The organism is Microbacterium sp. GQ128 (assembly GCF_059758615.1).
Map to the genome: position 1 here is coordinate 43,329 of NZ_JCAXDY010000003.1, position 22,013 is coordinate 65,341.

Genomic DNA, 22,013 nt, shown 5'->3' on the forward strand with positions numbered 1-22,013 from the left:
GGAGTGACTGTCGAGTTCGCGGGGGAGTACTTCCCCGTCCAGCGCGGGGGACGATTCATCGTGGGCCGCGAGGGCGACCTCGAGCTCGACGACAACCTGTTCCTGCATCGGCACTTCTTGGAGATCACCGACGCAGACGGCCTGTGGTGGCTGTCGAACGTCGGCACCCGCCTCACGGCGACGGTGACCGACTCGGCCGGAGGGGTGCAGGCCTGGCTCGCACCGGGTGCGCGCCTCCCGCTCGTGTTCGAGAAGACGACGATCGTGTTCAGCGCAGGTCCCACGACGTACGAGCTCACCTTGCACGCGGCGGAACCGACGTTCCATGCGACCAGGCGCGAGCATGACGACGGGGGCGACTCCACCATCGGCGACGTGCCGCTGACTCTCAGCCAGAAGCTGCTCATCCTCGCGCTCGCCGAACCGCAGCTGCGCCGCGACGGCACCGGGATGAGCGAGATCCCGACGTCGGCCAAGGCGGCCGAGCGCCTCGGATGGACGGTCACGCGGTTCAACCGCAAACTCGACAACGTCTGCGACAAGCTCGACCGGATCGGCGTCCCGGGGATGCGCGGAGGTCAGCGCAGCTTCGCGACCAACCGGCGTGCGCGGCTGGTCGAGCATGTCATCGCCTCGCGAATGGTGGGCAAGAGCGACCTGCACCTGCTCGACACCGCGCACTCCCTCGACGAGGCCGAGGGAGAGCAGGAGTGATCTGGGAGATAGACGACGGCGCTCCCGAGATCGAAGGACTCGACGCGTACGGACGCCCCGATCCGGCATACGCCGAAGCGCTGGGGCTGCGCGCCGCGGGACGCGGTTCGCGTGTGCTCGCCGCGCTCGTGGAGTTGGCTGTGGCGGTGGTCATCGCCCTGCCCGCCGTCATCGCTCTGACGCCGGTGCTCGTTCAGGCGTTCTCCGGGGGGTTCGAGCCCGCCGAATTCTTCGCCCGAGACGACCTGGTGTGGCTCATCGTGGCCGCTGCCGCCTCCCAAGGGCTGATGATCGCGTACACCGTGGTCCAACTCGTGCTGCACGGACGCAAGGGCGTGACGCTCGGCAAGGCGATCTGCGGCATCCGCTCCGTGAACGTGAAGACCCTCGAGCGTCCCGGCTTCTGGCGGGGCGCGGTGGTGCGCTACCTGGTCGCGTGCGCATCCCTCCTCGTTCCCCTCATCGGCCCGGTCCTGGTGATCATGCTCTCCCCGTTGTTCGACATCGAGCGGCGCGGACGGGGATGGCTCGACCTCGCGGCGGCGACGTGGTTCGTGGACGTGCGCGGCGGTCTGAACCCGTACGACCAGAAGCGCATGCGCATCGCGCGCAAACGCGTGAAGACGCCCGAGCATGAAGAGCGGGCGCCGCTGCCCTCCCTCGCGACTCCGGTCGATCGCGATGCTCCCGACGAGTACATCCCGAGCGCACGGCTCTCCGGCGGGGTCATCGGTGCGCATCGCACCGCCCCGGGCGCGCCCCCGGAGCAGACCGATTCGCCGGCCATCGACTCGATGGTCTCGGCCGTGCCGCCGTCGCTGGCCACCGGAGCGGCTCCGCCCGCGGCCGCGGCTGTCCCCGCTCCGGCGCCAGCACCTGCTCCTGCCGCAGCTCCCGCTCCTGCGGCCGCGCCTGCCGCAGCTCCAGTTCCTGCGCCGACGCCTGCCGCAACTCTCGCTCCGGCGCCTGCGCCTGCCGCAGCCCCCGAACCTGCCACTCCGGCAGCGCCCGCCGGCGTGCGTGCCGTCCTCGTGCTCGACACCGGTGAACGCATCGAGGTGCGGGGGACGACCCTGCTCGGACGCTCGCCCAGCGCGGCCGCCGGCGAGGGCGTCGCGCATCTGGTGCCCGTCGTCGACGACACCCGCTCGGTGTCCAAGACGCACATCGCCGTGATGCCGGCGCGGCGCGGCGTGTTCGTGGTCGACCGCGCGTCGACCAACGGCAGTGCGATCGTGCGAGGCGGCACGGAGACCGAGCTCGTCGCCGGGCACCCGGCCGAGCTGCAGAGCGGGGACACGGTGCGCTTCGGCGACCGTTTCCTGCAGGTGGAACGGGCATGACCCGAAGCAGTGTGATGCGCCCTCGGCGCGGTGAGGACGAGCGATGAGAGTCAAGCTGACCCTGCGTCGACCCGCAGCACCCCTGACCGACGTCGTCGTGATGGCGGACTCGACGGCGACCATCGCCGACGTCGCGCGGCAGATCGCCACGACCGACCCCACCCGCGGCATCGTCGCCGCGCCGGAGGACGTGCTAACGCTCTCGGTCGCTCCGCCCACGAGTGAGCAGCTCACGATGCTCAACCCCGACCTGCTGGTCGGCGACGCGCCCATCGGCTCCGGTTTCCTCGCCGAGGTGGTGAACGTCGGACCGAACCGGGTCTCGGTGGGGAGCGCGAGCCTGCGCCCTGCGGCCGTGATCCGCGTGATCGCCGGTCCCGCCGCCGGCCAGGAGTTCCCGCTGCCCGTCGGCCATTTCCTGATCGGTCGCGACGCGGCGAACGACATCACGATCGCCGACCCGCTCGTCTCGAAGCGGCACGCGCGGATCGAGGTCGCTGCCACCTTCGTCGAGCTCGTGGATCTGAACTCCGCGAACGGCATCCTCGTCGACGGCGGGCTCGTGCAGCGCCTGCGCGTCATCCCCGGACAGACCTTCGCGCTCGGCGACTGCGAGTTCGTGGTGCACATGGTGAGCGACTTCGACGGCTCGGCGGCCGGCGATCCGGTGCTCGAGCGCGGGGGAGCGCTCATGTTCAACCGCAGCCCGCGCGTCGAGGAGCGCTTCGCCGGGCAGGATCTCGACGAGCCGCGGTATCCCCGCGATCAGGTCTCGCGGCTGTTCCCCTGGCCCATGCTCGTCGCCCCGATCCTCCTGGCGGTGACGATGTACAGCATCACCGGACGGCCGGCGTCCCTGCTGATCGCGGCTGCCTCGCCGATGATGATGTTCGGTAACTTCATCTCCCAGAAGACCAACATCGGTCAGCGCCTGCGCAAGGAGGTGGAGTCGTTCGAGGAGCAGTTCGAGCGGCTCGAGGAGAGGCTGTACCACGCGCACCCGAAGGAGCGGGAGGTGCGGCAGAACGAGGTCCCCGCCGTCGCTGTCGTATTCGATGAGGCGATGCGCCTCGGTCCCCTGCTGTGGACGCGGCGTCCCGAGCACTGGAACTTCCTCGCGCTGCGGCTCGGTGTCTGCGAAGACGTGGCGCGCACCCGGATCAAGCGCACCGAGACGCCGGAGGCGCTGGTCGAGTACGTCGAGCGCGTCGACCGTCTCGAGGAGCGGTACCGCATGATCGCCGACGTACCGATCCTGGAGTCGCTGCAGAGCGTGGGCTCGATCGGCGTGGCAGGTCCCACCTCGCTGGCGAGCGACGCGCTGCGCGGGATCGCGGTGCAGCTGTTCGGCACGCATTCGCCGAACGAACTGGTCACGGTCGCCCTCACCGAGCCGGGCTGGGCCAACGAGCTCGACTGGCTCAAGTGGCTGCCGCACACCTCCAGCGAGCGCAACCCGTTCAAGGAGATGCCCCTCGCCGACTCCGCCTCCACAGGTGCGGCTCTCCTCAGCGGTCTCGAGGAGATCGTGCTGCGGCGCTCGCGCGAGGCGAAGTCGGCCCGCCCCCCGTACGGCGACGACTGGGATCCGATGCGCTACGGCACCGATGTCAAGCGCGCAGCGGAGGATGCGACCTTCCCCGGGCAGACGGCGGTCCTGGTCATCGTCACGAACGACGCACCGGTCGATCGCGCGCGGCTGACCCAGATCCTCGAACGCGGTGCCGACGTCGGCGTGTACGCATTGTTCGTCGCTCCGGTCGTCGCCGCCCTCCCCGCGGCGTGCCGCACGTTCATGGATGTCAGTGCGGGCCTCGACGGCGCCACGGTCGGCACCGTGCGCAGCGGCGTGGACTATCACGGCGTGCAGGTCGAGGGGGTCTCGCACGCGTACATGACGATGTTCGCGAAGCGTCTGGCACCCGTCGTCGACTCCAGCACGGTGATCGAAGACTCCTCCGACATCCCCAACTCCGTGAGCTTCCTCTCCTTGGTGGGCAACGAGGTCGCCGAGGACGCGAACGCGGTCATCGACCGCTGGCGGCAGAACAACACGATCATCGACCGCTCCGGAGCGCCGCAGTCGCGGCTGAAGAAGGCCGGCAATCTGCGTGCCATCGTCGGACAGTCGCAGACCGACGCCATGACCCTCGACCTGCGCACACAGGGCCCGCACGCCCTCGTCGGCGGCACCACCGGCGCGGGCAAGAGCGAGTTCCTGCAGGCGTGGGTCCTCGGCATGGCCGCCGCGCACAGTCCCGACCGCGTCACCTTCCTGTTCGTCGACTACAAGGGTGGCTCCGCGTTCGCGGACTGCGTCGATCTGCCGCACACAGTGGGTCTCGTGACCGACCTGAGCCCGCACCTCGTGCGTCGCGCCCTCACCAGCCTGCGGGCCGAGCTGCACCACCGTGAGCACCTCTTCAACCGCAAGAAAGCCAAGGATCTGCTCGAGCTCGAGAAGCGCCGCGACCCCGAGACGCCGCCGGCGCTGGTGCTCGTGATCGACGAGTTCGCTGCGCTCGCCGGCGAGGTGCCGGAGTTCGTCGACGGCGTCGTCGACATCGCCCAGCGCGGTCGTTCGCTCGGCATCCACCTCATCATGGCGACGCAGCGCCCGGCGGGTGTCATCAAGGACAACCTCCGCGCGAACACCAACCTGCGCGTCGCGCTGCGCATGGCCGACGAGTCGGATTCGAAGGACGTGGTCGACGACCCGGTGGCCGCATCCTTCCCGCCCTCGCTGCCGGGCCGCGGCATCGCGAAGACGGGCCCCGGTCGTCTCGTGCCGTTCCAGTCGGCATATGCCGGTGGCTGGACGACCGACGAGGCGCAGGTCGCCGAGGTCAAGGTGGCGGAGCTCCGGTTCGGTTCCATCCAGACCTGGGAGGCCGAGCAGGCTCCGGAATCGGACTCGCACGACGAGGACCTCGGGCCGAACGACCAGAAGCGCATCGTGGCGACGCTCGTGAACGCGGCGCGCGTGGCACGCATTCCCGCTCCCCGACGCCCGTGGCTCGACGACCTCGAGGGAGCCGTCGATATGCGCGATCTCCCCGTCCTCGGCGACGGTCAGGTGCTGCTCGGCAAGATGGACGTCCCGGAACGGCAGCTGCAGGAGCCGGCGTACTTCCACCCCGACAAGGACGGCTCTCTCCTCGTCTACGGCACCAGCGGCTCGGGCAAGTCCACCGTGCTGCGGACGATCGCGATCGCGGCGGGCTTCGATCCGGCGCACTCGAACGTCGAGGTGTACGGACTCGACTTCGGTTCCGGGGCGCTCAAGAGTCTGGAGGTGCTGCCGCATGTCGGGTCGATCATCTCGGGTGACGACGCCGAGCGCGTGCAGCGGGTGCTGCGCTCCCTCGCCCGGGTGCTCGACGACCGCGGCAAGCGCTTCAGCGCGGCCAATGCGTCGAGCCTCACCGAGTACCGGGAGATCACCGGCAAGGCCGAGGCGCGCATCGTGCTGCTGATCGACGGCTTCCCGCAGTTCCGCGGCGAGTGGGAGTCGACGACCGCGCGGATGCCGTTCTACCAGACCTTCATGCGGATCCTGGGCGAGGGGCGGCCGCTCGGCGTGCACGTCGTCGCGAGTGCCGACCGTTCGGGCTCGGTGCCGACGGCGGTCAGCGCGAACGTCTCGCGCCGCGTCGTGCTGCGTCTCTCGGACGAGTCCGGCTACGCGATGCTCAACGCCCCCAAGGATGTGCTGGACGAGCGCTCTGCCCCCGGTCGCGCGATCATCGACGGTCGCGAGACGCAGATCGCCACGCTCGGCGGCACCCCGAACGTGGCCGAGCAGACGAAGCTCCTCGAGCAGCTCGCCGAGAAGCTGCGTGCCGCCGGGGCCAGGGAGGTGCCCGAGATCGGCGCGCTGCCCACCCGGCTGTCCGTGCGCGATCTGCCCGACCGGATCGGCGAGTTCCCGGTGCTCGGCGTCGCGGAGGACACGCTGGCCGCACGCGACTTCGACCCGGTCGGCACGTTCGTCGTCGCCGGTCCGCCGCTGGCCGGCAAGACGAATGCGCTCAAGGCGATCATCACGTCGATGCGGCGCCTCGATCCGGCCGTCGTGCTGTTCCACTTCGGTGGGCGTCGCGCCCAGCTCAAGGACTACGTCCCGTGGACGCGCAGCGCCGTCACGCCGGAGGAGGCGAAGGAGCTCGCCAAGGAGATCACCGAGCTGATCGCCGACGAGGCGCTTCCGACGCGGGTGCTGGTCGTCGTCGAAGACGTGCCGCAGTTCGCCGACAGCCCCGCCGAGCGCGAGATGAAGGCGCTGTTCCAGGCCATCAACCGCAGCGACCACCTGCTGATCGGCGACGCGGACGTCACGCAGGTGACGAGCGGGTTCGGGTTCATCGGCGACTTCAAGGCCGGGCGCAAGGGCATCATCCTCAAGCCCGACTCGTTCGACGGCGACGCCGTGTTCAAGGTGCCGTTCCCGAAGGTCAAGCGCACCGACTTCCCCGAGGGGCGAGGAATCTTCGTCCAGGCGGGTCGTCAGGTCACGGTGCAGCTGCCGCTCGTCGAGGGGTAGGCCCGTGGTGGGGAGTTGTCCCCATCGACGGAGTCGATGAGGGGTTGTTAGTGTTTCGGAGCCGGGACGGTTGCCGTCGCCGTGCAGGAAAGACCGGAGGGGAGACGCCAGATGGACATCATGCTCGACCTCGCTCAGCTGAAGGACGCGAAATCGGGTCTGGAAGCGGCGATCGGGGAGTTCGACCAGGCGGCGAACACCAATGACGACCTGGAGGGCGCGATCAAGCGCCCGGACGGACGGGGCGACCTGTTGAACCAGGTCATCGATTTCGAGGTGGCCTGGCGCGACAAGCGCGGGAAGCTGCAGGAGAACCTCACGAACATCAAGGACCAGCTCACGTCGATCATCGACGGCTGGACCGAATGGGACACGTCGACCGCGAGTGAGCTCGAGGGGTCGACGAGCACGCAGCAGGTCAGCGCGAGCAGGGCGGTCTGATGCGGTCTCCGAATACCGGCAACGAGCTCCAGATCCTCGAAGGCAACGCGGCCGATATCGTGGCTCGGGGCAACCAGCTCACGACGCTCGCCACGACGATGGACGAGACCGCGACCCAGCTGAAGAGCATCGGCGACTCGTCCGTGCACAAGAGCAAAGGCACCGACAAGCTCGCCGAGATGGCGAGCGAGACTGCGACCGACCTTTCTGCGGCGGCCACCCGCTACTCGGGCACGGGCAAGACGCTGACGACGTACGGCGAGGCACTGGGCGTCGCCAACTCCTGGCTGGCGAGCAACATCGGGGAGGTCGAGGCGGCGGAGCGGGCGTATCAGGCCGCTCTCGACGAGAAGGAAGACGCGGATCTCGCCGCCAGCCTGGCGACGTCGCGCGCTGCGGGGGCCGAAGCCGACTCGGCGGAAGCGGACGCGCTGGACGACGCCGAATTCTCGGCGTCGGCGGCACGGACGAACCTGACGAACGCCACGACCGCGCGCAATGAGATGTGGTCCGCGTTCGACAGCGTCTTCGACGAGTGGTCCGACGCCTACGACGCCGCCGTGGACGGCATCGAGAAGGCCATCGATACGGCCGGGAACAACGACGGCTTCTGGGAGTTCATCGACCAGGTGCTCGACATCATCGCGATCGTCCTGGTGGTGCTCAGCATCATCGCCCTGGTCATCGGCGCGCCGCTCACCGGGTTGCTCGGGGCCATCATCTTCGTCCTGGCGGCGGCGTCTTTCCTGTTGACCACGTTGAAGTTCGCGTTCGGCCGGGCGACGTTGAGCGATGTCGCCTGGAGCGCGGTCGGCTTGCTGCCGTTCGGTCTCGGCAAGCTGCTGTCTCGGGGAGTTCCCACGCTGTCGAGCGTGGTCCAGGGCGGTCGTGGTGTCGTCACCGCCGCGATCCGGTCGAATCTGCCCCGGTTCTCTTTCCTGAGGCCGACGACCTGGGGTACGCCGTTCCGGTCGCTGTTTGCGCCCCTCCAGTCGGTGCGGGCGCTGCCGAAACCGGGGATGCTCACCAATCCGTTCGACGCGATCAGGTTCGGGGGATCGCAGACCGCCCAGACCTCTACCTTCCTCAACACCCTGCGCAGTTCGCCGTACGCCACCAATCCCGGCGTCCAGCAGTTCATCTCGTCGACGGCGGCCAGCCTTCCCGGCGGGATCCGGCAGACCGTGAACGTGATGTCGTGGGGCGGCTTCTCTCTCACGGATGGTTTGGGCCTGATCGATGCGCAGCCGGAGATCCCGGGCCTTCGCGACGTCCGGGTAGGCTGAACGCGTGGCGACGAGGAGTGGCGGATCAGCGGCGGTAGCGAAGTTCTTTCGGGTGGCCATGGGCGTCGTGGTGCTCGTACCTCCCGCGATGCTGATCGCTTTTCTGGTCGGCTCGCTGATCTTCTCCGGCGGTAAGGCCAGTGACACCATGGACACGAAGTGGGGAGTCATCTTTCCGTACCCGCTCTTCGAGGCGCCGAAGGCGCTTCTCATCGTCCTCGGCGTGGCCGCGATCGTGCTGGCGATAGGGGTGGCCGCGACGAACCGTCGCTCGGACGAGGACGGTGTGCGTCGACTGATCGGCCCGGTCGCGGCTTCCGCGGTCTCGTCCGTGATCCTGGCCGGAGTCGCCCCGGAAGACCCAGCTCGCTGGGGTGACGCGTTTATCGGGACACAGTGGATCGCATCGATCTACTTCCTCGTGGCGCTCGGGGTGCTGCTTCTGGGTCTCGCCGTTGCCCGAGCCCGAGCCCGCTCCCGGGAGAGTGCTCGCGGATGACGGCCCTCAGCGGGTTCCGCATCATGATGCCCCCCGGCTGGTCGCAGTACCGTGTCGATGAGGAGGGGCGGAAGCGGTACATCGCGAAGGTGTCATCCCGGATGAAACAGCTGGGGCAGCCTGAGCTCGACGTGCGGCTGCGGATGCTGGCCACCTCGCAGTGGCGTCGGCTGGAGCAGACCCGCACCCACAGCATCTATCTCGCCGATCGGGAGGTCGAGGGGCTGACCCATCTGCCGCTGTCGATCGCGGTCCGCCAGCAGGTCGCCTCGGCCGGTTCCACCTTCGCGGCCGGCCTCCGCACGCTGACGACGGCCGAAATCGTGACCTTCGACACGGCCATCGGGCCGATCCTCCGCTGGGAGTGGACGAAGCCCGGTGAGGGTGAGCTCGAGGGGATCGCCGTCCGCTCGGTCGGGTACGGCTTCGCGCTGCCGGAGGAGAACTCCCGTCGTGGGCTCGTCTTCACCGCCTCGCTGCCCTACCCGGACGATGCGGATCCGCTCCTCGTGGAAGCTGCCATCGAGCTCGCCGATTCGATCATGGAGACCTTCCGGTGGCAGTAGAGCTGCAGTACGACTTCACCGTCGACGGACGCCGCTGGGTCCCGATTCCGTTCAGCTTTCCGTGGAGTGAGTTCGCCACCGCGCAGGAGTGGGCGTCTGTGCTGGCTTCAGATCTGCTCGCGGGCACCGGGGCGGAGTCCACCGCCGAGCTGCTGACCGAGCAGGCGTTGGCGCTGCAGGCGGCGCCGACCCCGATTCCCGGGGGCGCGCACGAGCGTTTCTGGCGCACGGAGTATGTCGGCGGCTATCCGATCGTCATCCATCTCTACATCGGCGAGACGTCGGCGACCACGGCCGACGACCTGCTGCAGTACGCGCGGTTGGGCATCGGCGGGTTCGTGCAGACCTGGAGCATCCTCGAGGGAACCGCTTTCGACGTCGCCGTGAACGTTGCCGTGAGCGCGGAGATAGAGGACGTGACGAGGGCAGGATCCCCGGTCATGACGATCGGGGCGGTCCGATCCATCGGCGTGCGCGACGGGCTTATCTTCCTGCTCGACTTTCTCGACGAGGATCCCGTCCGGTTGGAAGCCGTCCAGCCGGAGGTGGAGGAGATGTTCCGCACGTTCCGCTTCCGCACGGCGTGAGGGTGCACGCACTGCGCGGGGATGGGGAGTTGTCCCCATCGACGGGTTTCGTCGCTGCCCCGTAGGGTGGTGTTATTCGGGCCGGAGGGGTCCGGTTCTCTCAACTAGCGGAGGTGTGGACGATGGCCGATTTCGGTGCGTCTTATGCAGAGATGGAGCAGGTGGCGTCGTCGCTGTCGCAGGCTCGTGATGACATTCAGGGTCAGCTGGACACGTTGAAGGGTCAGGTCGACACTCTTCTGGGTGAGGACTTCAAGACGCAGCACGCGTCGGGCAAGTTCGGTGAGGGGTACACGGAGCTGACGACGGGTCTGAAGACCGCGGTCGACGGTATCAACGACATGTCCGAGTCGCTGCTGGGCATGATGCGTGCGATCCAGGACCTGGACCAGCAGCTCGCCGGCAGCTGACACACAGCACGGCTATACGAAGAGGGTCGACCATGACGGTCGGCCCTCTTCGTCGTGTGTGGGCGTTTACGGTGGGAGCATGAGTGCGTCCGATGCTGTCGAGGAGTTCGAACGTGGCGTCCTGGAGGGGAGCGCGCCTCTGGCCGCGCTGCACGAGGCGACGGGAGTCTCGGGGGACGCGCGGATGCGGGAGCTGGCCGGGCGAATCTCCTTTCCGTCGTGGCCCGGCGCGACATCGGCGACGGCGCTGAAGCGTGCGGCCCAGGATGCCGAGATCGCGGCCGTGCTCGACGAATACGCGGCATCGGCACGTGCCCTGATCCGCCCTGCCGACCAGGAACGATGGGAGGCGCTCGTCGCGGAGATGCAGCGCAGAAGTGGTGAGGGGCTCCTGGTGGATGAGCTCGGGCGCAGCGCTGTCGGCGCAGCCCTGCTGCGCGAGAAGCTCGGCGGACGTCCGCACAGGCCGCAGCAGCGCGGTATCGACTGCGCGTGCGGCTATGCGGTCGACGGAATCCTCCCGAAGCAGGTGTGTCCGGAATGCGGCGAAGTGCTGCTGCGACGCTGGGTGGCCGAGGAGCGCCGGCTGCTCCGCGGAATGCCCGCATACGCGGAAGAGGTCGCGCAGGTGATCGAAGACGTCGCGCAGCAGCAGACGAAGGTGTTCCAGACCCGCGGCGAGTACCTCGTCTCCGAGGCTTTCGGCAAACGGAAGGCGGGCGGACGCCGTATCGGTCGGCTGGCGCGCGCACACCGAGCCGACCTGGCGAACGTCGACCTGCGCCGATGGAGCAGCTTCATCGACCCGCTGTCGCGCGTCGCGACCACGAGCGTGCGTTCGACCGCGCAGAAGGTGCACAAGCGCGGTCTCGGCGCGGCAGCGCTCACCGAACTCGGCATGCGTGCGGACGCGGAGAGCATCACAGCGTTCGTCAAGGATTCCGAGAAGCGCAAGAACAGCAGCTGGAGGGTCTGACGCGCAGCGCGGATGGGGAGTACTCCCCATCGCCAGCCTCGACCTCTGCCAGTAACCTCGAAACGTCCGGGGATGAAGGAGGGGACCATGGCAGGCGAACGCGTGCTCATACCGATCAGTGATCTGAGCATCACCAGCGAGAAGCTCACGGCGATCGTGGCCGAGCTGGAAGCCGCCGCGGCCAAGCAGGACGACGTCGAGAACGCCGTCGGCACACCCTACGGCGACGGTCGTCTGAAGGACCGCTGCCACGACTTCGAGGGCAGCTGGAACGACAGCCGCGACAAGCTGCTCACGAAGCTCAAAGAGGTCGCCCAGCGAGTCAAGGGCACGGTCGACGAGGTCACCAGCCTCGACACCGAGATGGCGACGTCGATGGAGCAGTCCGGTTCGGGGAACGCGCCGGGGGCCGGCCGTCAGCCGGCCGCGGTCTAGGGGAGAGAAGCAGATGCAGACGAACAAGGGACGTGACGTCGAGGTCGTGCCCGGAGACGCCGTGGCGATCGCCGACCGCGGGGCGAAGATCGTCGAGCTCGGTGACAGCATGGTCAGCGCCGCCGCGACGCTCAAGGACATCAAGGACGGCTCTGTCGATGGCGAAGGCTATGCGATGGACAAGATCAAGGATGTCGTCGGCGACGTCCACAAAGATCTCGATGAGGCCGGCCGACGCTACAAGCCGGCAGGCACCACGCTGAGCAACTACGCCGCGGCGCTCGAGACCGCGCAGAGCCGCATGCGCACCATCGTGGCGGACTGCCAGACGAGCCTCACCGAGCTGCAGACCGCACAGTCCAACGCCGCCGACGCCGCCGACGCGCTGCAGGCGCACAACACGTCCACGCGCCTGAACCCGCCGGCGCCCGAAGACGCATCGGCGAGCACGACAGCCGGAACGAACCTCGCCAACGCGGCCTCGGGTGCGGCGTCGACTCTCAACACCGCCGAGACGACGCACAACGACAACCTCGACGCCTTCGACGGCGAGTACGACACCTGGCACGGGGCCTACGAGGCCGCCGTCTCCGGGCTGACGGATGCGAACAAGATCGGCGAGGACTCCACGTGGGAGAACGTCGCCGGTGTCCTCGCCGTCGTGGCCGAGTGGGTGAGCTGGGTCGGTCTGGCGATCGCCGTGCTGGGCCTGATCATCGGCGGACCGTTCTTCGCCATCGCGGCCCTGGTGGTCGGCGTCATCGCGCTCGCCCTCACGGTCGCCCTGATGTTCGACGGGCGCAAGGGCTGGGGCGATCTCGGCTGGGCCATCATCGGCATCCTCCCTGTGGGCAAGCTCGGCAAGATCTTCTCGCGAAAGACGAAGTTCGTCGAGGAGTTCGTGGGGCAGTTCCGCAACCCTGTGCAGCAGATGAGGGGCCTGCGGGGTTTGGCGGGCACGGTGACGCCGTGGCGCGGCATCGTCTCACAGAACTTTGGAGCGTACGCGTCCCGGGTCTCCGGTGTTCGTCAGCTCGGAAACAACCTCGTGGGCGGGCTGGGTGAGCGGTTCTTCTTCGGTGCCAACCGATCGTTCGGTGTGGCGTTCAGTGACGCGGTCGCGTCGACGGGCCCCCGGTTCCAGGAGGTGCTCCGTGGGGCGATGCCGGCGGGGCTCGATGCGATCGCCACAGCCCCGACGAACTCCATGTTCGAGGCCGCTTGGAACACCTTCAGGTGGGCGGATCGTGCTGTTGGCGTGTCGGGCAACGGCAAACCCTCCGGGGGGCTGTCTCCCGCGGGGCTCGTCAACGGGCTCATCTGATGGGAGCGGATGAGGGCTTCGTCTGGGACCTCGACTTCGACGCTGCGTGGTACGTGCCGCTTCCTGCGACGAACGGGGATCGGCTCGAACCTGGTGCGGCCCACGAGTGGATAGAGGCTGCCCTCGCGCGATACTCGGGCGCGCCGATGTCTGATCCGCAGGGGTCCGCGCTGCTGCGCGCGACAGCCGAGGCGTTGCTGTCCCAGGCGCAGGATGACGTGACTCGCCTGTGGTTCGCACCGGAGGACCTGTATAGCGACCTCCTCGTCACCATCTCCGTGTCACGCTCCTCGGGTCCGGGTGGTGCGCCGACCGAGGACGTCTTCGATGACGCAAGTTTCTCGGCCGGGTTCGACCTGCTCCCGCTGCGCACCGAGACCCACGGCAGCGGTTTCATCGCGCGACGGACCACTCAGGTCGAAGGTGAGCGACCGTTGCTGATAACCCAATGGACAGTGCGACTAAACGACGGTACGTGGAGCATCCTTGTCGATACGCTGGGGACGACCCTTCCCGCCTTCGTCTTGTTCGAGGAGCAGCTGATGCGTCTGATTCTGGGAATCCGACTCCCGCAAACCGTGGACGCCTAGTGGTGGGACGCGCGGAACTGGTCGGTATCGAGGAGCAGCTGATGGCGCAGCATCCGGCCCTGGCCGACCGCCATGTGGCGGCGGCGCGTGCGGGAGCCGAGAAGATTCGGGATCTGATCGAGCGACGTGATACCGCGGGCGATACGGATGCTGAGGCGTTCGCCCAGCACTTGGGCTCGATACAGCGCTCGGCGCTGGCGGGTTACGCCGCGTCCGTGCGCGGTATTCTGCCGGCCGACGATCTGGCCCGGTGGATCAGTGCGAGAGATGCGCTGAAACTGAGCGACTACGACGCGCTGCTCGGTGAGGTGGATGCCCCAGGAGCGGCGTCGCTTCTGGACTCGCTTGAGGCGGTACCCGAGGCCGAGACGACCTTCGGTGATCTGGCGACCTTGGATCAGATGCTCGCCGCGATCGTCGACAAGTGCACGTGTGGGTACGCGCGCACGCGCGTGCTCCCCAAGCAGACCTGCTACCACTGCGCGGAAGCGATCACAGCGGCGTGGATGGCGGAAGAGGGCAGAGTCCTCACCCGTGTGCCGGAGCTTCGTCGCGAGCTCGACGGGCTTTTCGATCTACTGGTGGACCGGCTGGCGCAACTCGAGCTCAAGCGCGATGGCGACACCTGGTCTCTGATCGAGCACGAACGACGGAAGGCTCGGCGCCAACTCGCACGGCTGAACCGTGCAGCGCGCACGGAGATCTTCGACGGGATGCTGACGACCTGGCGCGAGCTCGCCGTTGCGGCATCGCACGACCATCGCCCGGTCGCGCGATCGCTGGCGAAGGGGTGGAAGCGGTCTGGACTGGGAACTGCACGCCTCAGCACTCTGACGCTGCAAGGAAACCCAGAGGTCAAGGAACGCATGAAGAAGCGAGCGCAGACGCGATGAACGAGATGAACGACCTCGGTGTGGAGTTCCGCTTCGGCATCCCCGCCTTCCGCCTCGTCCTGCCTCCGGGGTGGGCGACGCATCTGCCGACGAACGCGGGGCAGCAGGAGGATGTGCGCAAGGCCAGCGCGATCTTCATGCAGGCAGGGCGCCCCGATCTGGACGCCGAGTTCCGCACGATGATGGCGCAGGCCAACCAGGGCATGCGGCGCACCAAGGTGTTCGCGATCTACCGGCAGGAAGAAGTGCCGATGGAGGAGCTGCTGCCCCTCTCGATCACGGCCTCTGCGCTCGATGCGCCCGACGGCGAGAACCTCGACGCGTGGGTGACGGAGGCGTTCCGCACCCGCGGCGCGGTCTTCCTCGACGAGAATCTCAAGCACATCGTCCGCTGGTCGGCCGAGACGAAGCGGCCTGCCGGCGCGCAGGCGATCGACGGTGTCGGAGGCCGGACTGTGACGTACATCATCCCGGTGCCGGGGACGTTGCGTCGCAAGGCGCTCGTCTTCACCTCCACGATCGTGATCCCTGACGGTGATGTCATCCCGGCGGAGGTGCTCGACGGCATCGAGCTGCTCAGCGATGCGATGATCTCGACCTTCGCGTGGGAACAGCTGGCCGAGGAGCCGGCGGTCCCCGTCGCCGTGGAGCAGGCGCCGACCGACGGCGGCTGAGCGGCCCTCGGCTCGGGATGGGGAGTTGTCCCCATCGACGGTGTCCGTCGGATGCCCGTAGGGTGGGGGTGTTCGGGCCGGAGGGGTCCGGTTCTCTCAACTAGCGGAGGTGTGGACGATGGCCGATTTCGGTGCGTCTTATGCAGAGATGGAGCAGGTGGCGTCGTCGCTGTCGCAGGCTCGTGATGACATTCAGGGTCAGCTGGACACGTTGAAGGGTCAGGTCGACACTCTTCTGGGTGAGGACTTCAAGACGCAGCACGCGTCGGGGAAGTTCGGTGAGGGTTACACGGAGCTGACGACGGGTCTGAAGACCGCGGTCGACGGTATCAACGACATGTCCGAGTCGCTGCTGGGCATGATGCGTGCGATCCAGGACCTGGACCAGCAGCTCGCCGGCAGCTGACACACAGCACGGTTTTCGGGAGGGGTCGACGGTTCGCCGTCGGCCCCTTTCTCGTGCCCGGGGGATGGGGAGTTCTCCCCATCGGTGATCCGGAGGGCCCCCGATATGCTGATCAGGGCAGAACCGGGGGGTGGCCATGTCAGACGTCGAGATCGACAAGCAAGCGCTCGAGGGCGCGATCCTGCAGATCGGCCAGTCGGTCGGCGACTACGTCGTGTACGCGAACGACATCGCGGCGCGCGACAACGGGGTGGGAAACCCGGTCGGGCGCACCGGGCTGCGGGTGATGCTCGAGAACGCGCTCGGGCAGGCGATGCTCGAGGCCCGGGCACAGCACCTCGCCGGCATCGGGATCACCGACCGCCTGACCACCATCAGCGCGTCGTTCGAAGACCTCGACGTGTCGCTGGGTAGCGGATGGGATGCGGACTATGTCTCTGACCTCTCCTAACCGCGGGTGGACGCTCGAGAAGATCGAGTACGACAGCGGCCAGCTCGAAGGCATCCACGCCGATATCGGCACGCTTCGCGACGCGGGTGGCGATGCGCAGATCGTGCTGCGCAACATCGACGGCGGGCTGGAGGGCAGAGGGCAGAGCATCACTCTCGTGCAGAGCGAGTCCGGTGCCCTCGCGAGTCGGATGACCCCGACCATCGCCACGCTCGGCCGCATCGCCGACGTCGTCCGGGCCTACGGCGAGGCCGTCGCCACGCATGCCAAGGCAGCCAACGACCTCATCGACGACATCGAGGCGGCGCATGCCGCGAACGAGGCCGCGGTCACGAACCTCGACACCGCCGAATCGCAGCAGCAGCTGTGCACCCCCGACGACGATGCGCGCACGCGGGCGACGGCGGAGCAGGACGTGACCGATGCGGAGAGCGTCCTCGCCTCCACCCGCAGCGCCCTCGAAGGTCTCTGGGAGAGCTGGGAGGCCGCGTACTCCCTGTGGGATGAGGCGTACGGCGCGGCGGTCGCCGCGCTCGTGCGATCCGATGGCACGACACTCAGCGAGTCCACCCTCTCGGCGATCGACGCGCTGGCCAACGCCGACAGCCCGGCCGCGGTGACGGAGATCTGGGACAGCCTCACCGATGCGCAGCGGGACGCGCTCCACCGGACGCACCCCGGGTTCATCGGGAACCTCGAGGGCGTCCCGTACCTCGACCGTATGATCGCCAACAGGACGGCATACGACAACGTGATCGACGCAGGGCCCTATGGCGAGCCGCTCGACACGCAGTTCAAGAACCTCGGTATCGAGATCAACCGGTTCGACGGTCAGCTGCTGATGTTCAACCCCTTCGAGCAGCCGCAGGCTACCGCGGCGGTCATGTACGGCGTGAGCATCACGGACGAGAACGGAGATCCGATCGACCCGATGGAGGGGATCACGAACGTCAACGTGCTCGTCGGAGGGATGTTCTCGAGCCTCGGCGATCTCGAGGCGTGGGGAGAGAGCGCCCGCAACCTCAACGGCTATGCCGACGATTACGGAACGGACGCCGGGGTGCGCTCGGCGACCATCGCCTGGTACGGGTACGACTCGCCCAACCTCCTCACCGAGCACACCATGGGCAGCGCCACCGAGGGTGCCGCGACGCTCAGCGCGACCCTGAGAGGGCTCGACAACGAGGTCTCGTCCGGCGTGACCACCTCGGTCATCGGTCACTCGTACGGCAGCACGACCGCGTTCCTCGCGGTGGGCGGATCGGCCGACAACCTCGGCGTCGACAACCTGATCGCGGTGGGCTCGGCGGGTGTGCCGGACGGCTACCACCAGACCTGGACCGGCGATGACCCGATGGACTACTCCGGGACGCAGATCTACGCGTCGCGCGCCCCTGGTGATCTGGTCGCCCGCTACGGTGAACACAGCTCGTTCGGGCACGGCACCAATCCCGAGGAGCTGCCGGGAGCGATCAGCTTCGAGAGCGACGGTGGAACGGTGCCGAGGCTCGATGGCGGAACCGAGAACGGACTCGGGACCCCGGGTCACGCGTCCCATGATGGCGGCAACAGTGTCTGGGGCTGGTGGGAAGAAGACAACGGCTACCTCGCGAGAGACTCGGAATCCTTCCGTAACATTGCCAATATCGTGGCCAACGGCGAACCGCTGTGATGAGTAGGGCGACGTCGAGGCAGGCGGGGGAGCACGGATGAAGAAACGCTGGCAGACGATTGCGGCGACGGCGGTGTTGGCGCTCGCCCTCGCCGGATGCGCGAACGAAGGAGACGGCATGGCGACGCCCACAGGCGATGAGCTGGTAGCTCAGGCCGAGCAGCACTACCTCGACTACCGGGGCGTGACGAATGACGTGCAGGCGCTGATCTTCGACGGTCCGTGGTCGGCGGAGGTCGGTACCTTCGGGATGCAGCCGTCGGGGGCGGGATGCCCGGACGGCTCGTACAAGTTCGACCTCGCCCGATCGACCGAGGTGGATCCGGCCGAGCACCCGGCACTGAGCGAGTCGGTGCGGGAACACCTCACCGACGCGGGTTACGACGTCGAGGGTCAGGAACTCGGATCGGGCGAGTCGAAGTCGACCGACGTGATCGTGCGCAAGCAGGGTGACTTCTCGTTGCTGATGGTGACGTTCATCGCAAACGGTTCCGTGTCGGTCACGGCGACGACCAAGTGCTGGCCGGGAGATCGCTACGAGCTGGGCGACCAGCTGTTCGGCGATGCCAACCTCTCGGAAGGATATCTTCCGCGCGAGGAGTCGCCGAGCGATCCCCTCTTCTTCGGTGTGACGCCGGGCGAGCCGGCCTTCGGCCCGACGCCGAAGCCGACCACGACGCCGTAGCGTCTGCGCCCGGGGCTGGCGTCAGCGCGCCGCTGCGTCGGCGAGGTGCCGGGCGTCGTGGCCGAGGACCTTCACGATGATGCCGTGACGCCGCAGCTCGGCGACCGTGCGCGCACCCTCTTCCGCGTCGCGACCCAGAGCCTTGATGTTCACGACGACCAGCACGTCGCCGTGCTTCAGCGTGGAGATGAGACGCGCGAGGCGGTCGTTCCAGCTCTCCAGGATGTCGGGCGCCGGGTGACGGAAGCCTTCGATCGGCACACCGAAGCGGGTGAGGTCGTCACGCTGCTCGACGACCGAGGGCATCCCCTCGCGCGCGACCACGAGGCCGACCAGACGAGAGCCGTCGGGGCGTGCGGTCCAGAAGTTGCGGTTCTGCTGCAACTCGGTGAAGCACTTCGGGCAGGTCGCGGCGTCGTGCGGCAGGTGCAGGGGACTCGTGAGAGCCTCCTCGACCGACGTGGCCGTCTTCGTGGGATCAATCGTCTCGCTCATCGCGCACCTCCGGCATCCATTCTGCCCTGTCGCAGAGTGCCGCGGTGACCCGATTCACAACAGGCCGAGGGCCTGAACCGTCTCGCGCTCCTGGATCAGTTCGGCAACGGACGCATCCACCCGCGCCCGGGCCCAGTCGCTCAGCTCGAGGCCTTCGACGATCTGCCACTCCCCATCCACGGAGCGCACGGGGAACGACGAGATGAGGCCCTCCGGCACGCCGTACTCGCCGTGCGATACGACGCCCGCCGAGGTCCATTCGTCGGTGCCGAGCACCCAGTCGCGGACATGGTCGATCGTCGCGCTCGCCGCGGAGGCCACCGACGACGATCCGCGCACCTCGATGATCTCCGCCCCGCGCTTGGCGACCCGCGGGATGAAGGTCGTCTCGAGCCAGGCCGGCACGTCGCCGACGATCTGCTCGAGTGCCTCTGCGACCGGCTTCCCGCCGACGGTCGCGTGCGAGATGTCGGGGAACTGAGTGGCCGAGTGGTTCCCCCAGATGGGCACCCGGCGCACGGTGTGCACGGGAACGCCGAGCGTCTGCGCCAGCTGGGCACGAGCCCGATTCTCATCGAGCCGGGTCAGGGCGGTGAATCTCTCGGCGGGTACGCCGTCGGCGGCCGCGGACGCGATCAGGGCGTTGGTGTTGGCGGGGTTGCCGACGACCGTGACGCGCACGCCGGATGCTGCGTTCGCCGCGATGGCCGCTCCCTGCGGGCCGAAGATGCCGGCGTTGGCCGCGAGCAGGTCGGCGCGCTCCATGCCGGGTCCGCGCGGGCGGGCGCCCACGAGCAGCGCGAGGTCGGTTCCATCGAACCCCACGGCGGCGTCATCCGTCACCTCGACGTGCTCGAGCAGCCCGAACGCGCCGTCCTGCAGCTCGAGCGCCGCACCCTCCGCGGCGCCGAGTCCCTGCGGGATCTCCAGCAGCCGCAGCCGCACGTTCTCATCCGGTCCGAGCAGGTCGCCCGCCGCGATGCGGAACAGCAGTGCGTAGCCGATCTGTCCGCCCGCGCCGGTGATGGTGATCGTGGTCGTCATGCTCCGAGCCTACGACCGTTCGGCGAGCTCCGCGCGGAGTACCCTCGACGCATGACCTTCAATCCCGACGCCGACATCTCGGGCAACACCACGCGTCGCCGCGGCCGCAACGGAGCCATCGCGGGCGGCGTGGGCGTGGGCGTGCTCGGCATCATCGCGCTCATCGCCGGACCGCTGCTCGGCATCGATCTGACCGGGCTGATCGGCGGCGGGGCACCGAGCGGAGGCGACGAGCCGGCCGGGGGATCGGTCATCGAGAACTGCGACACCGGCGCGCAGGCGAACGCCGACGTCGACTGCCGCATGGCGGGTGCGCAGCTCGTGCTCGACGAGTTCTGGGCCGACGAGGTCGAGGGGTACCGCAAGCCCGGATTCATCGTGGTCGACGGTGCGACGAACACCGCTTGCGGCACGGCATCCAACGCGGTCGGGCCGTTCTTCTGCCCGGGCGACGAGACGGTCTACATCGACCCGACATTCTTCCAGCTGATGCAGGAGCAGTTCGGCGCATCCGCCGGCGAACTCGCCCAGCTCTACATCGTCGGGCACGAGTGGGGCCACCACATCCAGTGGATCACCGGGGTCATGGACGACTACCCGAACAACGGCACCGGTCCCGGAAGCAACGGCGTCCGCACGGAACTGCAGGCCGACTGCTACGCGGGTGCCTGGATCGGACGGATCTCGGAGGAGACCGACAGCAAGGGCGTCCCGTACCTGCAGCCGACCACGGAGAAGCAGCGCGTCGATGCGCTGAACGCGGCGTTCGCGGTGGGCGACGACCACATCCAGGAGCAGTCCGGCTTCTCGAACCCGGAGAGCTGGACGCACGGCTCCAGCGAGCAGCGGCAGCGCTGGTTCGCCGAGGGGTATCAGAACGGACTCGGCGTCTGCGAGCAGGTACTGACGCTGCCGGCCGATCAGCTCGACCCGTAGTGCCGCACGCGAACCGCTACCGTTGACGAAGGAGTCAGCACGACCGGTTGGGGGACCGATGAAGAAGAAGACGACGGATGCACTGTATCCACCGATCGAACCGCACGAGACCGGGGAACTGCTCGTCGGCGACGGCCACCGTGTCTACTGGGAGGTCAGCGGCAACCCCGAGGGCAAGCCGGTGGTGTTCCTCCACGGCGGGCCCGGCAGCGGCACCTCGCCCTGGCAGCGCCGATTCTTCGACCCCGAGGTCTATCGCATCGTGCTGTTCGACCAGCGCGGCTGCGGACGCAGCACGCCGCACGCGAGCGCGCCCGACGCAGACTTCCGGTACATCACGACCGCGCACCTGATCGCCGACATCGAGCTGCTGCGCAAGAACCTCGGCATCGACAGCTGGCAGGTTTTCGGCGGGTCATGGGGGAGCGCCCTCGCGCTGGCGTATGCGCAGGCACACCCGGATGCCGTGACCGAGCTCGTGCTCCGAGGGATCTTCACCCTGCGCCGCGCCGAGCTGGAGTGGTTCTACGAGGGCGGCGCCGCCGCGCTGTTCCCCGACCGCTGGGAGAGTTTCCTCGCGCCGATCCCGATGCTCGAGCGCTCGCACATGATCGAGGCGTACCACCGGCGACTGTTCGACCCGGATCCCGCCGTGCACGTACCGGCTGCCATCGCCTGGTCGACCTGGGAGGCGGCGACCGTGACGCTGACCCCGGATGCCGCGCAGATCGCGGCGATGTCCGACCCCGAGAAGGCGACCGCGTTCGCCCGCATCGAGAACCACTTCTTCGTCCACCGCGGCTGGTGGGAAGAGGGGCAGCTGATCGCCGGGGTCGACGTCATCCGCCACATCCCGACCGTCATCGTGCAGGGGCGGCACGACGTCGCGACGCCGATGATGACCGCGTGGGACCTGCACCGCGCTTGGCCGGAGGCCGAGTTCGTCGTGGTCGACGATGCGGGTCACGCGGCCACCGAGCCCGGCACCCAGAAGGCGCTGCGCGCCGCGACCGACCGCTTCGCCCGCGCCGCCCGTTGAGTCT

23 protein-coding genes are annotated in these 22,013 nt (G+C 68.2%); 21 read left to right on the forward strand and 2 right to left on the reverse strand.

Features of this window, described 5'->3' with window-relative positions:
• The first annotated feature begins 3 nt into the window (after positions 1-3).
• The 19 genes from AC6CHX_RS10415 (at position 4) to AC6CHX_RS10505 (ending at position 18,495) form a co-directional block, all read left to right on the forward strand.
• Positions 4-714, forward strand: a complete 711-nt coding sequence (locus AC6CHX_RS10415) for a hypothetical protein (RefSeq protein ID WP_136040923.1) — start codon at positions 4-6, stop codon at positions 712-714.
• Positions 711-2,057 (forward strand): RDD family protein, encoded by a 1,347-nt coding sequence (locus AC6CHX_RS10420; protein ID WP_498272763.1) that lies wholly within the window; start codon positions 711-713, stop codon positions 2,055-2,057. Before AC6CHX_RS10415 ends, AC6CHX_RS10420 begins: the two co-directional genes overlap by 4 nt.
• Positions 2,058-2,100: 43 nt before the next feature.
• Positions 2,101-6,600: a type VII secretion EssC family protein gene (locus tag AC6CHX_RS10425; protein ID WP_498272764.1), complete on the forward strand. Its 4,500-nt coding sequence runs from the start codon at positions 2,101-2,103 to the stop codon at positions 6,598-6,600.
• Between the two features lie 111 nt (positions 6,601-6,711).
• Positions 6,712-7,041 carry a hypothetical protein gene (locus tag AC6CHX_RS10430; protein WP_136040485.1) on the forward strand — a complete coding sequence of 110 codons (330 nt, stop codon included), beginning with the start codon at positions 6,712-6,714 and terminating at the stop codon, positions 7,039-7,041.
• Positions 7,041-8,327, forward strand: coding sequence for a hypothetical protein (locus tag AC6CHX_RS10435; protein WP_498272765.1), 1,287 nt, complete (start codon positions 7,041-7,043; stop codon positions 8,325-8,327). The genes AC6CHX_RS10430 and AC6CHX_RS10435 overlap by 1 nt, the downstream gene beginning before the upstream one ends.
• A gap of 4 nt (positions 8,328-8,331) precedes the next feature.
• Positions 8,332-8,826: a hypothetical protein gene (locus tag AC6CHX_RS10440; protein ID WP_498272766.1), complete on the forward strand. Its 495-nt coding sequence runs from the start codon at positions 8,332-8,334 to the stop codon at positions 8,824-8,826.
• On the forward strand, positions 8,823-9,392 hold the full coding sequence (locus AC6CHX_RS10445) for a hypothetical protein (protein ID WP_136040482.1): 570 nt from the start codon (positions 8,823-8,825) through the stop codon (positions 9,390-9,392). The genes AC6CHX_RS10440 and AC6CHX_RS10445 overlap by 4 nt, the downstream gene beginning before the upstream one ends.
• Entirely contained in the window at positions 9,383-9,979 is a 597-nt protein-coding gene (locus AC6CHX_RS10450) for a hypothetical protein (protein ID WP_498272767.1), read from the forward strand. Before AC6CHX_RS10445 ends, AC6CHX_RS10450 begins: the two co-directional genes overlap by 10 nt.
• A 122-nt stretch (positions 9,980-10,101) precedes the next feature.
• A complete protein-coding gene (locus tag AC6CHX_RS10455) occupies positions 10,102-10,389 on the forward strand; it encodes a WXG100 family type VII secretion target (RefSeq protein ID WP_028501988.1) in 288 nt (95 codons plus the stop codon).
• 79 nt (positions 10,390-10,468) lie between these two features.
• On the forward strand, positions 10,469-11,365 hold the full coding sequence (locus AC6CHX_RS10460) for a hypothetical protein (RefSeq protein ID WP_498272768.1): 897 nt from the start codon (positions 10,469-10,471) through the stop codon (positions 11,363-11,365).
• Between the two features lie 87 nt (positions 11,366-11,452).
• Positions 11,453-11,800, forward strand: a complete 348-nt coding sequence (locus tag AC6CHX_RS10465) for a hypothetical protein (protein ID WP_452327109.1) — start codon at positions 11,453-11,455, stop codon at positions 11,798-11,800.
• Positions 11,801-11,813: 13 nt separating this feature from the next.
• On the forward strand, positions 11,814-13,124 hold the full coding sequence (locus AC6CHX_RS10470) for a hypothetical protein (protein WP_498272769.1): 1,311 nt from the start codon (positions 11,814-11,816) through the stop codon (positions 13,122-13,124).
• The gene (locus AC6CHX_RS10475; protein ID WP_498272770.1) at positions 13,124-13,714 is read left to right on the forward strand and encodes a hypothetical protein; all 591 of its coding nucleotides are present in this window, start codon (positions 13,124-13,126) and stop codon (positions 13,712-13,714) included. The genes AC6CHX_RS10470 and AC6CHX_RS10475 overlap by 1 nt, the downstream gene beginning before the upstream one ends.
• Positions 13,715-13,755: 41 nt before the next feature.
• Positions 13,756-14,607 (forward strand): hypothetical protein, encoded by an 852-nt coding sequence (locus AC6CHX_RS10480; RefSeq protein ID WP_498272771.1) that lies wholly within the window; start codon positions 13,756-13,758, stop codon positions 14,605-14,607.
• The gene (locus AC6CHX_RS10485) at positions 14,604-15,281 is read left to right on the forward strand and encodes a hypothetical protein (RefSeq protein ID WP_498272772.1); all 678 of its coding nucleotides are present in this window, start codon (positions 14,604-14,606) and stop codon (positions 15,279-15,281) included. The genes AC6CHX_RS10480 and AC6CHX_RS10485 overlap by 4 nt, the downstream gene beginning before the upstream one ends.
• Before the next feature lie 118 nt (positions 15,282-15,399).
• Complete coding sequence (locus AC6CHX_RS10490) at positions 15,400-15,687, forward strand: WXG100 family type VII secretion target (RefSeq protein ID WP_028501988.1); 288 nt, start codon at positions 15,400-15,402, stop codon at positions 15,685-15,687.
• Between the two features lie 130 nt (positions 15,688-15,817).
• Positions 15,818-16,138 (forward strand): hypothetical protein, encoded by a 321-nt coding sequence (locus AC6CHX_RS10495; RefSeq protein WP_498272773.1) that lies wholly within the window; start codon positions 15,818-15,820, stop codon positions 16,136-16,138.
• Positions 16,119-17,810, forward strand: coding sequence for an alpha/beta hydrolase (locus AC6CHX_RS10500; protein ID WP_498272774.1), 1,692 nt, complete (start codon positions 16,119-16,121; stop codon positions 17,808-17,810). Before AC6CHX_RS10495 ends, AC6CHX_RS10500 begins: the two co-directional genes overlap by 20 nt.
• 37 nt (positions 17,811-17,847) lie before the next feature.
• Positions 17,848-18,495: a hypothetical protein gene (locus AC6CHX_RS10505; RefSeq protein ID WP_498272775.1), complete on the forward strand. Its 648-nt coding sequence runs from the start codon at positions 17,848-17,850 to the stop codon at positions 18,493-18,495.
• A gap of 21 nt (positions 18,496-18,516) precedes the next feature.
• Here the strand turns inward: AC6CHX_RS10505 and AC6CHX_RS10510 are convergent, their stop codons facing one another.
• Positions 18,517-18,990: a recombinase family protein gene (locus tag AC6CHX_RS10510; protein WP_498272776.1), complete on the reverse strand. Its 474-nt coding sequence runs from the start codon at positions 18,988-18,990 to the stop codon at positions 18,517-18,519.
• A 54-nt stretch (positions 18,991-19,044) separates the two neighbouring features.
• Positions 19,045-20,034, reverse strand: a complete 990-nt coding sequence (locus AC6CHX_RS10515) for a malate dehydrogenase (protein WP_498272777.1) — start codon at positions 20,032-20,034, stop codon at positions 19,045-19,047.
• A 51-nt stretch (positions 20,035-20,085) separates the two neighbouring features.
• On the opposite strand from AC6CHX_RS10515, the gene AC6CHX_RS10520 reads away from it, so the two are divergent.
• Positions 20,086-20,970 carry a neutral zinc metallopeptidase gene (locus tag AC6CHX_RS10520; protein WP_498272778.1) on the forward strand — a complete coding sequence of 295 codons (885 nt, stop codon included), beginning with the start codon at positions 20,086-20,088 and terminating at the stop codon, positions 20,968-20,970.
• Between the two features lie 58 nt (positions 20,971-21,028).
• Positions 21,029-22,009, forward strand: a complete 981-nt coding sequence (gene pip / locus AC6CHX_RS10525) for a prolyl aminopeptidase (protein WP_498272779.1) — start codon at positions 21,029-21,031, stop codon at positions 22,007-22,009.
• Positions 22,010-22,013: the final 4 nt, after the last annotated feature.

Coding starts and splice junctions, on each gene's coding strand:
- AC6CHX_RS10485 (WP_498272772.1), top strand. CDS start 14,604: ATGAACGAGATGAACGACCTCGGTGTGGAGTTCCGCTTCGGCATCCCC.
- AC6CHX_RS10510 (WP_498272776.1), bottom strand. CDS start 18,990: ATGAGCGAGACGATTGATCCCACGAAGACGGCCACGTCGGTCGAGGAG.
- AC6CHX_RS10480 (WP_498272771.1), top strand. CDS start 13,756: ATGGCGCAGCATCCGGCCCTGGCCGACCGCCATGTGGCGGCGGCGCGT.
- AC6CHX_RS10435 (WP_498272765.1), top strand. CDS start 7,041: ATGCGGTCTCCGAATACCGGCAACGAGCTCCAGATCCTCGAAGGCAAC.
- AC6CHX_RS10505 (WP_498272775.1), top strand. CDS start 17,848: ATGAAGAAACGCTGGCAGACGATTGCGGCGACGGCGGTGTTGGCGCTC.
- AC6CHX_RS10455 (WP_028501988.1), top strand. CDS start 10,102: ATGGCCGATTTCGGTGCGTCTTATGCAGAGATGGAGCAGGTGGCGTCG.
- AC6CHX_RS10520 (WP_498272778.1), top strand. CDS start 20,086: ATGACCTTCAATCCCGACGCCGACATCTCGGGCAACACCACGCGTCGC.
- AC6CHX_RS10465 (WP_452327109.1), top strand. CDS start 11,453: ATGGCAGGCGAACGCGTGCTCATACCGATCAGTGATCTGAGCATCACC.
- AC6CHX_RS10500 (WP_498272774.1), top strand. CDS start 16,119: ATGTCTCTGACCTCTCCTAACCGCGGGTGGACGCTCGAGAAGATCGAG.
- AC6CHX_RS10490 (WP_028501988.1), top strand. CDS start 15,400: ATGGCCGATTTCGGTGCGTCTTATGCAGAGATGGAGCAGGTGGCGTCG.
- AC6CHX_RS10430 (WP_136040485.1), top strand. CDS start 6,712: ATGGACATCATGCTCGACCTCGCTCAGCTGAAGGACGCGAAATCGGGT.
- AC6CHX_RS10460 (WP_498272768.1), top strand. CDS start 10,469: ATGAGTGCGTCCGATGCTGTCGAGGAGTTCGAACGTGGCGTCCTGGAG.
- pip (WP_498272779.1), top strand. CDS start 21,029: ATGAAGAAGAAGACGACGGATGCACTGTATCCACCGATCGAACCGCAC.
- AC6CHX_RS10425 (WP_498272764.1), top strand. CDS start 2,101: ATGAGAGTCAAGCTGACCCTGCGTCGACCCGCAGCACCCCTGACCGAC.
- AC6CHX_RS10470 (WP_498272769.1), top strand. CDS start 11,814: ATGCAGACGAACAAGGGACGTGACGTCGAGGTCGTGCCCGGAGACGCC.
- AC6CHX_RS10515 (WP_498272777.1), bottom strand. CDS start 20,034: ATGACGACCACGATCACCATCACCGGCGCGGGCGGACAGATCGGCTAC.
- AC6CHX_RS10475 (WP_498272770.1), top strand. CDS start 13,124: ATGGGAGCGGATGAGGGCTTCGTCTGGGACCTCGACTTCGACGCTGCG.
- AC6CHX_RS10445 (WP_136040482.1), top strand. CDS start 8,823: ATGACGGCCCTCAGCGGGTTCCGCATCATGATGCCCCCCGGCTGGTCG.